General features: G+C 72.1%; 13 protein-coding genes. 1 reads left to right on the plus strand and 12 read right to left on the minus strand.

Features of this window, described 5'->3' with window-relative positions; all coding sequences use genetic code 11:
* Position 1: 1 nt before the first annotated feature.
* The 12 genes from IO20_RS0118240 to IO20_RS0118295 form a co-directional block, all read right to left on the minus strand.
* Positions 2 to 874, minus strand: coding sequence for an AAA family ATPase (locus IO20_RS0118240; RefSeq protein WP_425423735.1), 873 nt, complete (start codon positions 872 to 874; stop codon positions 2 to 4).
* A gap of 366 nt (positions 875 to 1240) precedes the next feature.
* A complete protein-coding gene (gene aroQ / locus IO20_RS0118245; RefSeq protein WP_030551907.1) occupies positions 1241 to 1687 on the minus strand; it encodes a type II 3-dehydroquinate dehydratase in 447 nt (148 codons plus the stop codon).
* Positions 1684 to 2781 carry a 3-dehydroquinate synthase gene (gene aroB / locus IO20_RS0118250; protein WP_030551906.1) on the minus strand — a complete coding sequence of 366 codons (1098 nt, stop codon included), beginning with the start codon at positions 2779 to 2781 and terminating at the stop codon, positions 1684 to 1686. Before aroB ends, aroQ begins: the two co-directional genes overlap by 4 nt.
* On the minus strand, positions 2778 to 3299 hold the full coding sequence (locus tag IO20_RS0118255) for a shikimate kinase (RefSeq protein ID WP_030551905.1): 522 nt from the start codon (positions 3297 to 3299) through the stop codon (positions 2778 to 2780). The genes aroB and IO20_RS0118255 overlap by 4 nt, the downstream gene beginning before the upstream one ends.
* Positions 3296 to 4480: a chorismate synthase gene (aroC, locus tag IO20_RS0118260; RefSeq protein WP_030551903.1), complete on the minus strand. Its 1185-nt coding sequence runs from the start codon at positions 4478 to 4480 to the stop codon at positions 3296 to 3298. Before aroC ends, IO20_RS0118255 begins: the two co-directional genes overlap by 4 nt.
* Before the next feature lie 114 nt (positions 4481 to 4594).
* A complete protein-coding gene (locus tag IO20_RS40350) occupies positions 4595 to 4849 on the minus strand; it encodes a hypothetical protein (RefSeq protein WP_030551901.1) in 255 nt (84 codons plus the stop codon).
* Between the two features lie 62 nt (positions 4850 to 4911).
* Positions 4912 to 5739 (minus strand): shikimate dehydrogenase, encoded by an 828-nt coding sequence (locus IO20_RS0118270; protein WP_030551899.1) that lies wholly within the window; start codon positions 5737 to 5739, stop codon positions 4912 to 4914.
* Positions 5736 to 7484: an endolytic transglycosylase MltG gene (gene mltG, locus IO20_RS0118275; protein WP_030551898.1), complete on the minus strand. Its 1749-nt coding sequence runs from the start codon at positions 7482 to 7484 to the stop codon at positions 5736 to 5738. Before mltG ends, IO20_RS0118270 begins: the two co-directional genes overlap by 4 nt.
* A 101-nt stretch (positions 7485 to 7585) precedes the next feature.
* Entirely contained in the window at positions 7586 to 8050 is a 465-nt protein-coding gene (gene ruvX / locus IO20_RS0118280) for a Holliday junction resolvase RuvX (RefSeq protein ID WP_030204525.1), read from the minus strand.
* 2 nt (positions 8051 to 8052) lie between these two features.
* Positions 8053 to 10722 (minus strand): alanine--tRNA ligase, encoded by a 2670-nt coding sequence (gene alaS / locus IO20_RS0118285; RefSeq protein ID WP_030551895.1) that lies wholly within the window; start codon positions 10720 to 10722, stop codon positions 8053 to 8055.
* Positions 10722 to 11075, minus strand: coding sequence for a DUF6167 family protein (locus IO20_RS0118290; protein ID WP_030551893.1), 354 nt, complete (start codon positions 11073 to 11075; stop codon positions 10722 to 10724). The genes alaS and IO20_RS0118290 overlap by 1 nt, the downstream gene beginning before the upstream one ends.
* Before the next feature lie 6 nt (positions 11076 to 11081).
* Entirely contained in the window at positions 11082 to 11495 is a 414-nt protein-coding gene (locus IO20_RS0118295) for a DUF948 domain-containing protein (protein ID WP_030551891.1), read from the minus strand.
* Positions 11496 to 11652: 157 nt separating this feature from the next.
* On the opposite strand from IO20_RS0118295, the gene IO20_RS0118300 reads away from it, so the two are divergent.
* Positions 11653 to 13815 carry an ATP-binding protein gene (locus tag IO20_RS0118300; RefSeq protein ID WP_030551889.1) on the plus strand — a complete coding sequence of 721 codons (2163 nt, stop codon included), beginning with the start codon at positions 11653 to 11655 and terminating at the stop codon, positions 13813 to 13815.
* The last annotated feature ends 28 nt before the right edge of the window (positions 13816 to 13843 follow it).

The following is a 13843-nucleotide window of genomic DNA, read 5'->3' on the forward strand; positions in this document are numbered from 1 at the left end:
GTCACCAGGTGGGCGGGCTGGCTATCGCGCGGGCCAGGACGTCGTCGAGGACCCGGGCGGTGGTCTCGACGTCGTACGTGGAGTTGTCGATGATCGGCAGCCCCGAGCCGTACCAGCCGGCCATCCGGCCGTGGATGGCGGCGACCTCCTCGTCGGAGAGACGCCGGTTGCCGCTGCGCTCGGCGTTGCGCTCGAGGACGATCTCCAGGCCGGGCAGCAGCACGACCGGCAGCAGTCCGGGGCCGACGTGCCGCTTCCAGCCGCCCAGGCCGACGACGGGCCGGTCGGGGAAGACCGCGTCGTCGACGATGCACGAGATGCCGTTGGCGAGGAAGTTGCGCGCGGCGAAGCCGCAGGTGCGGCGGGCGAGCCGGTACTGCGCCTCGGAGTGCTCGTTCCAGCCGGACTGCGGGTCGGCGAAGCCGGAGCAGACCCATTCGCGCACGTCGTCGAGGCTGATGTGCGCGGTGGGCACGCGGCGGCGCTGCGCCCAGTGCCGGGCGACGGTCGTCTTGCCGGCGCCCGCGGGGCCGATGAGCAGCACGGCGAGGGTCGCGGTGCCCGTACCGGCGCCGTGCTCCACGGGAGACGCGAGCGGCACGCTCACGGGCGGCAGCGGCACATGGCCGGTGAGGTCCGCGCGAGCGGGCGGAGCCGCCGGGTGGCGCGCCGCGGCCTGGTGCGGGGGCACGGCCCAGCCCGCGGCGCCGGAACCCGAGGGCGGCGGGGCGGCGTGCGGAGGCGGTGCGGCGTGCGGAGGCGCCCCGTGCGCGGGCCGGGACGTCCCGGCCCTGACGGCCGGGTGCACACCGAGCCGGGACCCGGTGGGCGGGACGGCGGGCGGACCGGCGGGGGGTGATCCAGCGGCGGTCAGGCCGGCGGACGGTCCCGAAGGCGGTCCGGCGGGCGGTCCCGGGGGCGGCCCGGCGGGCGATCCCGCGGACGGTCCCGAAGGCGCCGCTCCCGCGGGCGTCCCGGGGTGCGCCGCCGCCTGGGGAGGCGAGGGCGGTACGGGCGGCTGCCCGCCCTGCGGGCCGCTCCCCGCGCCGCTCGCGTGAACGGGAACGGTGCCGGGCCCCGACGCCTGACCCGATCGCTCGGGCGGTGGCAGCGGACCCCCCACTGCGTGCTGCATCCGGTGCCACTCCGTCTCGTACGCCTGATGTATCCGGTGCCGCCGGAACGTTACCGCCCCCGGCCCCCACAGGGGGAACGGCCGGGGACGCCCCCTGGTGCCCGGTCAGCCCGCCAGTTCCTCGGCGAGCGCCCGAAGGGCCAGCCGGTAGGAGCCGATCCCGAACCCTGCCACCGTGCCGGTCGCCACCGCCGCGACGACCGAGGTGTGCCGGAACTCCTCCCGCGCGTACGGGTTCGAGATGTGCACCTCGATCAGCGGCGCGGTCCGCTGGGCGGCGGCGTCCCGCATCCCGTACGAGTAGTGCGTGAACGCGCCCGGGTTGATCACCACGGGGATCGACGTGTCCGCGGCCTCGTGGAGCCAGCGGATCATCTCGCCCTCGTCGTTCGTCTCCCGCACCTCGACGTCGAAGCCGAGCTCCGCGCCGAGGGTCCGGCAGGACTCGACGAGCCCCTTGTAGGAGGTGGCGCCGTAGATGTCGGGCTCACGGGAGCCGAGCCGGCCCAGGTTGGGGCCGTTGAGCACCAGCACCGGACGGGGCTCGCTCACGCCGACACCTCGCCGTACGCCGCGATCAGGACCGCCGGGTCGGGGCCCTCCAGGACGGTGGGCTTGCCGATCCCGTCGAGCACGATGAAGCGGAGCAGGTCGCCGCGGGACTTCTTGTCCACCCGCATGGTCTCCAGGAGCTTGGGCCACTGGTCACCGCGGTAGGTGAGCGGCAGCCCGACGGACTCCAGGATCGCGCGGTGCCGGTCGGCGGTGGCGTCGTCGAGACGCCCGGCGAGCCGGCCGAGTTCGGCGGCGAAGACCATGCCGACGGACACGGCGGCGCCGTGGCGCCACTTGTACCGCTCGTTCTTCTCGATGGCGTGGGCGAGGGTGTGGCCGTAGTTGAGGATCTCGCGGCGGCCGGACTCCTTCAGGTCGCCGGAGACGACCTCCGCCTTCACCTTGATCGAACGGACGAGCAGCTCGGCGGTGTGCGGCCCGGCGGGAGTACGGGCGGCCTCCGGGTCCTCCTCGATGAGGTCGAGGATCACCGGGTCGACGATGAAGCCGGCCTTGATGATCTCCGCGAGACCGCTGACGTAGTCGTGCACCGGCAGCGAGTCGAGGGCCGCCAGGTCGCAGAGGACGCCGGCGGGCGGGTGGAAGGCGCCGACGAGGTTCTTGCCCTCGGCGGTGTTGATGCCCGTCTTGCCGCCGACGGCCGCGTCGACCATGGCCAGGACCGTCGTGGGTACGGCGATCCAGCGCACGCCCCGCAGCCAGGTCGCGGCCACGAAACCGGCCAGGTCGGTGGTGGCGCCGCCGCCGACGCCCACGATGACGTCGCTGCGGGTGAAACCGGTCTGGCCCAGCGCCTTCCAGCAGTAGGCGGCGACCTCGACGGTCTTCGCCTCCTCGGCGTTCGGCACCTGGATGGCGACCGTCTCGTACCCCTGGTCGGCGAGATCGGCGCGGAGCGCCTCACCGGTGTCGGCGAGCGCCTCGGGGTGGATCACGGCGACCCGCTTGGCCTGGGTGCCGATCAGCCCCGGGAGCTCGTCGAGGAGCTGCCGGCCGACCAGCACCTCGTACGGATCCGTGCCCGCGCTGCCCGCGACCTGGATGCGGGTGACTTCCTGGTCCGTCGTCATGCGTCCTTCTTCAGATCCAGTGCCGCGAGGACCGCGTCCGCGACCTCTTCGGGGGTGCGGTCGTCGGTGGTGACGACGGTCCGCGCGACTTCGGTGTACAGGTGGCGGCGCGCCTCCATCAGCTCGCGCCACTGGCGGCGCGGGTTGACGGCGAGCAGCGGCCGTGCGGCGTTGAGGCCGACCCGGCGGACCGCCTCGTCGACGTCCATCGAGAGGTACGCGACGGGCAGCCCGGCCAGCAGGGCGCGGGTTCCGGCGTCGAGGACCGCGCCGCCGCCCAGGGCGAGGACGCCCTCGTGCTCGGCGACGGCCGTGGCGACGGCGGCCCGTTCGAGGGCGCGGAAGTGCTCCTCGCCGTCCTCGACGAAGATGTCGGAGATCTCGCGTCCCTCGGCGGCGACGATGTCGGCGTCGGTGTCCCGGTAGGGCGCGCCGAGCCGTTCGGCCAGGAGCGCGCCCACCGTGGACTTGCCGGAACCCATGGGTCCGACGAGGACGACCAGAGGTCCGGCGGTCACCGGATGCGCAGGTTGTCGAGGTACGACCGGACGTTGCGGCGGGTCTCGGGGACCGAGTCGCCGCCGAACTTCTCGACGACCGCGTCCGCGAGGACCAGCGCGACCATGGCCTCGGCGACGATGCCGGCGGCGGGGACGGCACACACGTCGGAGCGCTGGTGGTGGGCCTGGGTGGCCTCGCCGGTGGCGACGTCGACGGTGGCGAGCGCGCGGGGGACGGTCGCGATGGGCTTCATCGCGGCGCGGACGCGCAGCAGCTCACCGGTGGTCAGGCCGCCCTCGGTGCCGCCGGAGCGGCCGGAGGTGCGCCTGAGGCCGTCGTCGGTCTTCACGATCTCGTCGTGGGCCTGGGAGCCGGGCACGCGGGCGAGGTCGAAGCCGTCGCCGACCTCGACGCCCTTGATGGCCTGGATGCCCATGAGGGCGGCGGCGAGCCGGGCGTCGAGACGCCGGTCCCAGTGGACGTGCGAGCCGAGCCCGACGGGCACGCCGTACGCGAGGACCTCGACGACGCCACCGAGGGTGTCGCCGTCCTTGTGGGCCTGGTCGATCTCGGCGACCATCGCCTTCGACGCGTCGGCGTCGAGGCAGCGGACCGGGTCGGCGTCGAGCTTCTCGACGTCGCCGGGGGTCGGGTAGACGCCGTAGGGCGCCTTGGCGGCGGCCAGCTCGACGACGTGCGAGACGATCTCGATGCCCGCGGTCTCCTTGATGAAGGAGCGGGCGATCGCGCCGAGGGCGACACGGGCGGCGGTCTCACGGGCGCTGGCGCGCTCCAGGATCGGCCGGGCCTCGTCGAAGCCGTACTTCTGCATGCCGGCGAGGTCGGCGTGTCCGGGCCGGGGCCGGGTCAGGGGGGCATTGCGGCCCGTCTCCTTGAGTTCCGAGGGGTCGACCGGGTCGGCCGACATGACCTTCTCCCACTTGGGCCACTCGGTGTTGCCGACCATGACGGCGATCGGGGAGCCGAGGGAGAGCCCGTGGCGGACGCCGCCGAGGAACGTGATCTCGTCCTGCTCGAACTTCATCCGGGCGCCACGCCCATAGCCGAGACGTCGCCGCGCGAGGTGGTCCGCCACCAGTTCTGTGGTGACCGGGACGCCGGCGGGAAGACCCTCCAGCGTCGCGACCAGCGCGGGTCCGTGGGATTCCCCAGCGGTCAGCCAACGCAACCTGCTCAACGATGCTCCTCATGCTCGCGCCTGGGCACTGCGACGACGCGGCCGGGTGCGCGGCCCTGGCCCGCCACCACCGATCCTCCCACGTCCGGGGCGTCCGCTTGGTCGCCGGTCCAGCTATCGGACGCGCGTCTCGTCCCGCTGGACGGTCTCGTCGGATTCCTCGGCCCTCTCGGCGCCCTCGGCCTCCGGGGCGGAGGAGGACCGGCTCCTCAGCCAGGAGAGGAAGCCGTAGGCCAAGGTCAGGCCGAAAAGGGCGAGCACGGTGTAGCGCGCCCACGCGGGCAGAGAGCTGAAGAGCCCCACCCAGAGAAAGCGCACCACGTCGACGCCGACGTCCCACTTCGACGCCAGCAGTGTTTCCCCGCCCATGTCCCCCGTGCTCCCCGTGTTCGTCCTGCTTCCCGTGCCGGCGGTCCGGCACGGGCTTCCGCCTATCGGGCGGCCAGCGCCCGCTCCCCCGCCGCCCGCATGGCGGTCAGCGGCGCTCTCGGGACACCCGTCATCTGTTCGACCTGGAGGACGGCCTGGTGGACGAGGAGGTCGAGGCCGCCGACCACCTTGCCTCCGCGGTCGGACCAGGTCGCCGCGAGTGCGGTCGGCCAGGGGTCGTACAGGACGTCGAAGAGCGTGCCGACCGCGTCGGGGACGTCGGTGGCGAGGGCGTTCGTGGTGCCGGCCGGGGTCGTCGCGATGACCAGCGGGGACGCGAACGCCTCCGCCGCGTCGTCCCAGTCGGCGGTACGGACCTCCACGCCGAGCCGTTCGCCCCAGCCGCGCATCTCCTCGGCACGCGCCTCGCTCCGCACGTACGCGGTGACGGGCCCCGCGCAGATCCGGGCCAGCGCGGCGAGCGCGGAGGAGGCGGTGGCGCCGGCGCCGAGGATCGCCGCCGACTCGACCTTCTCGACGCCCCGCTCCCGCAGGGCGGCGATCATGCCGGGAATGTCGGTGTTGTCCCCGACCAGGCGGCCGTCTCCCCGGAAGACGACCGTGTTGACGGCCTCCACGGAGGCCGCCGTGTCGCTGATCTCGTCGAGCAGCGGGATGATCGCCCGCTTGAGCGGCATGGTCAGCGACAGACCGGCCCAGGTCGCGTCGAGCTCGGCCACGAAGCCGGGCAGCGCCGCCTCGTCGACCTCGAAGCGGTCGTACGACCACGCGTCGAGGCCGAGTTCCGCGTACGCGGCCCGGTGCAGGACCGGGGAGAGCGAGTGGGCGATCGGCGAACCGAGGACGGCCGCGCGGTGCTGCTTGCTCACTGGCCCTGTTCCCGTTCCTTCTCGTACTCCGCGACGTTCCGGTTGTGCTCCTTGAGCGTCACGGAGAAGACCGTCTTGTTCTCGTTGATCGACACGAAGTAGTACCACGGGCCGTCGGCCGGGCTCATCGCCGAGTTCAGCGCCTCGATGCCGGGGTTGCTGATGGGACCGGGAATGAGGCCCTTCACGTCGAACGCGTACGTGTTGTACGGGTCCTTGATCTTGCGCATCTCCTCGACGGATCCGACGTCGAGGGTGCTCGTGCCCCTGAGGTAGTTCACCGTGGAGTCGAACTCCAGGCGCCCCACGGTCTCCACGTTGTTCGGCTTGAGCCGGTTGTAGACGACGCGCGCGACCTTGTCGAAGTCGTGCTTGTACTTGCCTTCGACCTGCACCAGGCTCGCGACGGTCAGCAGCTCCCAGGGTCCGCTCAGGCCCACGCCCTTCGCCTTGTCCTCCAGGTCCAGCTTGGCGTACTCCTGGTTCGCGCGGGAGACCATCTTGCGGAGGGCGTCCTCCGGCTTGCTGTTCTTGGCGACGGGGTAGCTCGCCGGGAAGAGGAAGCCTTCCAGCGGGTCCTTGACGTCGTCGTGGTTCTTGGCCCAGTCGGGCAGCCCGAGGGAGTCCGCCTTCGCCTGCGCGATGCCCTTGGTGGTGCCCGCCTTGAGGTCGAGGCGCTTGTCGAGCTGGTCGTACACCCAGGCGTTCCGCTTGCCCTCGGGAATGACGAGGTTGGCCTGGCTGACCGGGTCGAGCATGAGGGAGACCGCGCTCTCGGCCGACATCTCCTTCTTCAGCGTGTAGACGCCCGCCTGGATCGAGAGACCCTTCGGGTTCCGCCCCTGCGCCGAGACGAAGGCGTCGACGCTCTTGACGACGCCCGCCTTCTTCAGGATGTTGCCGATCTCGTAGCCGCCGGCGTCCTTCGGGATCTCGACCTGGACCTCACCGCTGCCGGTGCCCGCGAAGTCCTCGGCCGCGCCGAACTGGCCCTGCCAGAACTGGTAGCCGAAGTAGCCGACGCCGCCGACGCCACCCGCCAGGACGAGCGCGACGACCAGGCAGGCCACGCCGTTCTTGCCTTTGCGCTTCTTCGCCTTGCTGCGGCGTTCGCGGTCGCCGCCGCGGGAACCCCGGCCGGAGGCCGGCTCGTCGTCGTACTCGTCGTACTCGTCGGCCCGATCGTCCTCGCCGGTGAAGAAGGGGTGCTTCTCCTCCTCGGGCTCGGGGCGTGCCTCTTCCTCCGGCGCCCAGTCCCTCACCGGCTCCGGCGGGTTCTGCCGGTGGCCGGGAGGCTGGGGCGGCGGGTACGCCTCGGGCGTTCCGTAGAGATCGGGGTTCTGGCCGCCGTACGGATCGGCCGGGGGCGCGCCGTAGGCCATCGCCGCCTGGCCGGTCTCCCAGTTGCCGTCGTACTGCTGTCCGAGGTTCCCGGGCGTGTCGTAACCGCCCGGGTACCCCGTCCCGTACTGCTGCTGCTGCGGGTGCTGTTCATACTGCTGCTGCATCTGCTGCTGGTACTGCGGATCCACGTAACCGTGGGACTGCTGCGGCTCCTGGTACTGGGGCTGCTGGTACTGCTGCTGATGCTGCTGCTGGTACGGGTCGCTCGCGTACTCCTGGCCGTACTCGTTCGCCTGCTGCGGGTGCGGGTACTGCTGCTGGCCCTCCCACCCCTGGTCCCCGTACAACGGGTCCCCGGGGTGCCACGGTTCGGAGCCGGGGCTCCGGCCATACTCAGTCATCGATCCCCAAACAGCCGCGAGGCTTCCGGACGATCCGCCTCTACGTAGTGCGGCAGCTGTTCGAACACCGCCGCATCGCGCGGAACGTTACCGTATCGCGATCAGATGACCACTTCGACGCCCTCGCCGGGCGGATTACCTGATACCCGTTCGGACTCAAGAGCGTTCTGCAGGATGATCACAGCGGCGGCCTGGTCGATGACGGACCGCCCCTTCTTGGCCTTCACGCCGGAGGCCCGCAGGCCCTGCGTGGCCGTGACGGTCGTCATGCGCTCGTCGACCAGACGAACGGGCACCGGGGCGATCCCGCGCGCCATCTCCACGGCGAAGGCACGGACCTTGGTCGCTGCAGGACCCTCCCGCCCGCTGAGCGAGCGGGGCAGGCCCACGACGACCTCGATCGGCTCGTACTCCTCGACGATCTGGCGGAGCCGCCGGTGGGCGGCCCGGACGTCACGTCCGGGCACGGTCTCCACCGGCGTGGCGAGGACCCCGTCGGGGTCGCACGAGGCGACCCCGATCCGGGCGTCCCCGACGTCCACCGCGAGACGGCGGCCGCGGCGCATCGTCACGCCGTCTCCCCCACGAGGCGCTCGACGGCGGCGATGGCCTCGCCGACGGCCTCCGGGTTCTGGCCGCCGCCCTGGGCGACGTCCGGCTTGCCGCCGCCACCGCCACCGAGGGTCTTTGCGGCCGTGCGGACCAGCTCGCCGGCCTTGAGACCGCGCTCGCGGGCGGCCTCGTTGGTGGCGATGACGGTGAGCGGCTTGCCGTTGGCCGTGGTGAACAGGGCGACGACGGCCGGACGGCCGCCCACGAGGCGGCCCCGCACGTCGAGGACCAGCCTGCGCAGGTCGTCGGCGCCGGTGCCGTCCGGGACCTGGCCGGTCACCACGGCGACACCGCGGATGTCCTGGGCGGAGTCGACGAGCCCGGCGGCGGCCTGGAGGACCTTCTCCGCGCGGAACTTCTCGATCTCCTTCTCGGCGTCCTTCAGCTTGCCGAGCATGGTGGAGATCTTCTCCGGCAGCTCTTCGGGCCGGCCCTTGACCAGCTCCTGGAGCTGGGCGACGACCGTGTGCTCCTTGGCCAGGAAGTTGTACGCGTCGACGCCGACGAGGGCCTCGATACGGCGCACGCCGGATCCGATGGACGACTCGCCGAGCAGCTTCACCAGACCCAGCTGGGCGGTGTTGTGGACGTGCGTACCGCCGCACAGCTCCTTGGAGAAGTCGCCGATGGTGACGACACGCACCTTCTCGCCGTACTTCTCGCCGAACTCGGCGATGGCGCCCTGGCGCTTGGCCTCGTCGATCGGCATGACCTCGGCGTGGACCTCGAGCTCCCGCGCGAGGACCTCGTTGATCTTCTGCTCGACGTCGGTGAGGACCGCGCCGGGGACGGCGTTCGGCGAACCGAAGTCGAAGCGGAACCGACCGGGCTGGTTCTCGGAGCCGGCCTGGGCGGCCGTCGGGCCGAGGGCGTCGCGCAGCGCCTGGTGGGTGAGGTGGGTGGCCGAGTGGGCGCGGGCGATGGCCCGGCGGCGGCGCACGTCGATGGTGGCGTAGGCGGTGGCGCCCACGGTCACCTCACCGACCTGCACGGAGCCCTTGTGCACGGAGACGCCGGGCACCGGCTGCTGCACGTCGCGGATGTCGATGACCGCGCCGCTGTGGAGCCGGATCCGGCCCTGGTCGGCGATCTGGCCGCCGCCCTCGGCGTAGAACGGGGTGCGGTCGAGGACGACCTCGACGTCGTCGCCCTCGGAGGCGGCCGGCGAGGGGACGCCGTTGACGAGGAGACCGACGACCGTGGTCTCGCCCTCGGTGTTGGTGTAGCCGGTGAACTCGGTGGCGCCGTTGCCGTCGGCGATCTCCCGGTACGCCGTCATGTCGGCGTGGCCGGTCTTCTTGGCCTTGGCGTCGGCCTTGGCGCGGTCCCGCTGCTCCTTCATCAGGCGGCGGAAGCCGTCCTCGTCCACGGAGAGGCCCTGCTCGGAGGCCATCTCCAGGGTGAGGTCGATCGGGAAGCCCCAGGTGTCGTGGAGCAGGAACGCCTTGTCGCCGGAGAGGACCGTGCCGCCGGAGGCCTTGGTCTCGGTGACGGCGGTGTCGAGGATGTTGGTGCCGCCCTTGAGGGCCTTGAGGAAGGCGGCCTCTTCGGCGAGGGCGACGGTCTCGATGCGCTTGCGGTCGGTGACCAGCTCCGGGTACTGCTCGCCCATCGTGTTGATCACGGTGTCGACGAGTTCCTGGACGACCGGTCCCGTGGCGCCGAGCAGACGCATGTTGCGGACGGCGCGGCGCATGATGCGGCGCAGCACGTAGCCGCGGCCCTCGTTGCCGGGGGTGACGCCGTCGCCGATGAGCATGACGGAGGTGCGCATGTGGTCGGCGACCACGCGCAGCGAGACGTCGCTCTCCTGGGACGTGCCGTAGTCGACGCCGGTGAGCTCGGTGGCCTTGTCGATGACGACCTGGAGGGTGTCCGTCTCGTACATGTTCTGGACGCCCTGGAGGATCATCGCCAGGCGCTCCAGGCCGAGGCCCGTGTCGATGTTCTTCGACGGCAGCTCGCCGAGGATCGGGAAGTCGTCCTTCCCGGAGCCCTCACCGCGCTCGTACTGCATGAAGACCAGGTTCCAGATCTCCACGTACCGCTCGTCGTTGACGGCCGGGCCGCCCTCGACGCCGAACTCGGGGCCGCGGTCGTAGTTGATCTCGGAGCACGGGCCGCAGGGGCCGGGGACGCCCATCGACCAGTAGTTGTCCTTCTTGCCGAGGCGCTGGATGCGCTCGGCCGGGACGCCGACGACGTCGCGCCAGATCTGCTCGGCCTCGTCGTCCTCCTGGTAGACGGTGATCCAGAGCTTCTCCGGGTCGAGCCCGTAGCCGCCGTGCTCCACCGACGTGGTCAGCAGCTCCCAGGCGAGCTTGATGGCGCCTTCCTTGAAGTAGTCGCCGAAGGAGAAGTTGCCGCACATCTGGAAGAACGTGCCGTGGCGGGTGGTCTTGCCGACCTCTTCGATGTCGGGCGTGCGCACGCACTTCTGCACGCTGGAGGCGCGCGAGAAGGGCGGCTTGACCTCACCCAGGAAGTAGGGCTTGAAGGGCACCATGCCGGCGGGGACGAGCAGCAGAGTCGGGTCGTCCGCGATGAGCGACGCCGAAGGGACGACGGTGTGCCCGCGCTCCTCGAAGAAGCTCAGCCAGCGGCGGCGGATTTCAGCCGACTCCATCAGTGGTCCTCATTCCGGTTGTACGAGATCGTGGGGATTGAATACGTGGTGGTGGGGCGCACGGTGGGATCGAGCGCCGCTCTGCGGCGGGGCGGCGGGAGTTCGCGGTCCCGGTCGTCGGCCGGGGCTGCCTCCAGGCCGAGCGCCTCGCCCAGTTCGGCCTCCCGCTGGACCATGCCCGCCCTGACGTCGAGGGCGAAGTCCTTGAGGCGGTGGCCGGTCTCGACCGCCTTGTTCGCCGCCTGGGCCGCGAGACTCTCGGGGGTCAACTGCTTCAGCTTCCGGTTGACCTTGGTGGTGGCCCACACGCCGGCGGCTGCGCCGGCCGTGAACCAGAACGTGCGGCGGAACATCGCGGCTCAGCCCTTCTGCTTCCGGCGTCGCGAGGACGGCACGGTACGGCCGACGATCACCGCGCGGTCGCCGTCGCCGGCCCGGCCGAGCGCCTTGCGCACCCCGTAGCCGAAGGCGGCGACCTTGACGAGCGGGCCGCCGAAGGTGGAGGCGACGGTGGAGGAGAGCGCGGAGGCGTTGGAGGTGACCTCCTGGACATCCGACGCGATGGCGTCGACCCGGTCGAGCTGGGTCTGTGCCGAGCGCACGGTCGCGGAGGCGTCGGCCAGCAGGGGGACGGCCTGCTCGGTCACGTCCGCCACGAGCTGGGTGGTCGCCCTGAGCGTCTGCGCCAGCCTCACCAGCACCACGGCGAGGAAGGAGACCAGGATCGCCCAGAAGACGGCCACCAGGATCCCGGCAACCTCTCCACCGGTCACTCTGCACCGCTCTCTTCTGTCGTTGGGCCCTTGGACAAGTCGTCCTCCGACCCTATCGCGCCCGGGGTGTCGTGCCGTACCTCATTACCGCCCGTGGGACGGGACTTACGAGAACCGATTGTACGGAGAGCGTGTGGATGAGTACGCTCCGTGTCCCATGCGACGGAGCAATCTCCCGGCGGAGCTGAACCGGTTCGTCGGACGGGCCGCCGAGCAGGCCGCACTGATGGCGCTCCTCGAGACGTCCCGCCTGGTCACGGTCGTGGGCGTGGGCGGGGTCGGCAAGACCCGGCTCGCGCTCAGGGCCGCCGAAGAGACGCAGAAACGCTACGGCGACGGGGTCCGGCTCGCCGGGCTCGCGCCGCTGCGCGACCCCGGCATGGTCGAGTACGCGCTGGTCGAGGCGCTCGGCCTGACCGACCACACCCTCAAGGCCCCGCGCGAGGTGCTCCTCGACCATCTCGCGGAGCGGCGGCTGCTGCTCGTCGTGGACGGTTTCGAGCACCTCGTGGAGCGCTGCGCTCCGCTGCTGCGCGAGCTCCTCGAACAGGCTCCCGGGCTCACCGTCCTGGCGGTCGGCCGGCGCCCCCTGCGGGTGCCGGGCGAGGCCGTGTTCCCCCTGGCGCCGCTGGGCGAGGCGGACGCGGTGACGCTGCTCGCGGAGCGGGCGGCCGAGGCGGGCGCGCCGGCGCCGGCGACCGGCGAGGCCGCCGTACGGGAGCTCTGCCGGCGGCTCGACGGGATTCCTCTCGCCCTGGAACTGGCGGCCGGGCGGCTCCCGCTCCTCTCCGTCGAGCAGATGCTGTTCCGTCTGGACGACCGCTTCCGGCTCCTCACGGACGGCGTGTGCGGCGCGCTCCCCCGCCATCAGACGCTGCGCACCGCCATCGGCTGGAGCCATGAGCTGTGCACCCCGGAGGAGCGGCTCCTCTGGGCGCGGCTCTCGGTGTTCCCCGGCCCCTTCGACCTGGAGGCGGTGGAGTACGTGTGCGGGGGGCGGGAGCTGCCGCCCGAGCAAATCCTGGAGCTGCTCGGCGGGCTGCTCGCGCAGTCGCTGCTCATGCGGGAGGACACCCCCGCGGGCCCGGCCTACCGGATGCTCGACACGGTCGCCGCGTACGGCGCGGAGTGGCTGGCGGCGCTCGGCGACACGGAGCGGATGCGGCGGCGGCACCGCGACTGGTACATGGGCCTGGCGACCTGGTGCGAGCTGGAGTGGTTCAGTCCCCGCCAGCCGGAGGTGGCGGCCCTCACGGAGGCGGCCCTCCCGCATCTGCGGGCGGCCCTGGACCTCTGCCTGGAGCTCCCCGAGGAGGCCCATCTCGCCCAGCACCTGGCGGGCACGCTCTGGTTCGCGTGGGTGGGCTGCGGGCGTCTCTCGGAGGGCCGGCACTGGCTGGAGCGCTCGCTCGCGCTGGAGTCGGGGCACGAGGAGGCGCGGCTGAAGGCGCTGTGGGTGCTCGGGTACGTGGCCGTGCTGCAGGGGGACGGTACGGCGGCGGTGGCCGCGCTCCACGAGTGCCGGGAGCGGGCCCGATCCTCGCGGAACGAGCTCGCGGAGGCGTACGCGACTCACCGGCTGGGCTGTCTCGCGCTGCTCACGGACGACATGGCACGGGCCGAGGAGCTGATCGGGTGGGCGCTCGACTCGTACCGGGAGCTCGGCGAGCTGAACAGCAACGTGCTGATGGGGCAGGTCGAGATGGCGATGGCGCGGGCCTTCGCGGGAGACCTGGAGGGGGCGGTCGCCCTCTGCCGGGAGGTCCGGGAGGTCTGCGAGGAGCGGGGCGAGCTGTGGACGAAGGCCTACGCGCTCTACGTGCTGGGGTACTCGGCGTGGACCCGGGGCGCGTACGGCGAGGCCCGGGAGCTGCTCACCGAGTGCGTCCTGATCAACCACACCTTCCGTGACCTGGTGGGGCTGGTGCTCGCGATCGAGATGCTCGCCCTGGTGACGGTGAGCGAGGGCGACGCGGTGGAGGCGGCGGTCCTCCAGGGGGCGACGGTGCCGGTGTGGCAGACGGTCGGCATCCAGCTCTTCGGTTCGGAGGCGTTCGACGGACCGAGGGCGCTGTGCGCGCAGCGGGCTGAGGAGGTGCTCGGAGCGGAGGCGTACGGCGCCGCGTTCCGGGAGGGCGAGGGGCTCTCGGCGGCGGAGACGGTGGAGCGGGCGCTCGCGGCCGGCCGTCCGCCGGCCATCGGCGGCCCGGCGGAGCCGTCGGCCCCGCGCCCCTTCCGTACGGGCAGGTCGGCGGCGGTCCCGGGAACGCGGAAGCCCGCCGGCTCCCCCACCGGAAAGGGTGGGGAAGCGGCGGGCTGAACACCGCGTGGGTGGTACTGCGCCGAAG

The sequence above is a fragment of the Streptomyces exfoliatus genome (assembly GCF_000725545.1).
Lineage (GTDB): Bacteria > Actinomycetota > Actinomycetes > Streptomycetales > Streptomycetaceae > Streptomyces > Streptomyces exfoliatus.

What these genes read in the sequence shown, in the direction of transcription:
- IO20_RS40350 (WP_030551901.1), bottom strand. Translation starts at nt 4,849, where the DNA reads ATGGGCGGGGAAACACTGCTGGCGTCGAAGTGGGACGTCGGCGTCGAC.
- mltG (WP_030551898.1), bottom strand. Translation starts at nt 7,484, where the DNA reads ATGACTGAGTATGGCCGGAGCCCCGGCTCCGAACCGTGGCACCCCGGG.
- IO20_RS0118300 (WP_030551889.1), top strand. Translation starts at nt 11,653, where the DNA reads ATGCGACGGAGCAATCTCCCGGCGGAGCTGAACCGGTTCGTCGGACGG.
- IO20_RS0118290 (WP_030551893.1), bottom strand. Translation starts at nt 11,075, where the DNA reads ATGTTCCGCCGCACGTTCTGGTTCACGGCCGGCGCAGCCGCCGGCGTG.
- ruvX (WP_030204525.1), bottom strand. Translation starts at nt 8,050, where the DNA reads ATGCGCCGCGGCCGCCGTCTCGCGGTGGACGTCGGGGACGCCCGGATC.
- alaS (WP_030551895.1), bottom strand. Translation starts at nt 10,722, where the DNA reads ATGGAGTCGGCTGAAATCCGCCGCCGCTGGCTGAGCTTCTTCGAGGAG.
- aroB (WP_030551906.1), bottom strand. Translation starts at nt 2,781, where the DNA reads ATGACGACGGACCAGGAAGTCACCCGCATCCAGGTCGCGGGCAGCGCG.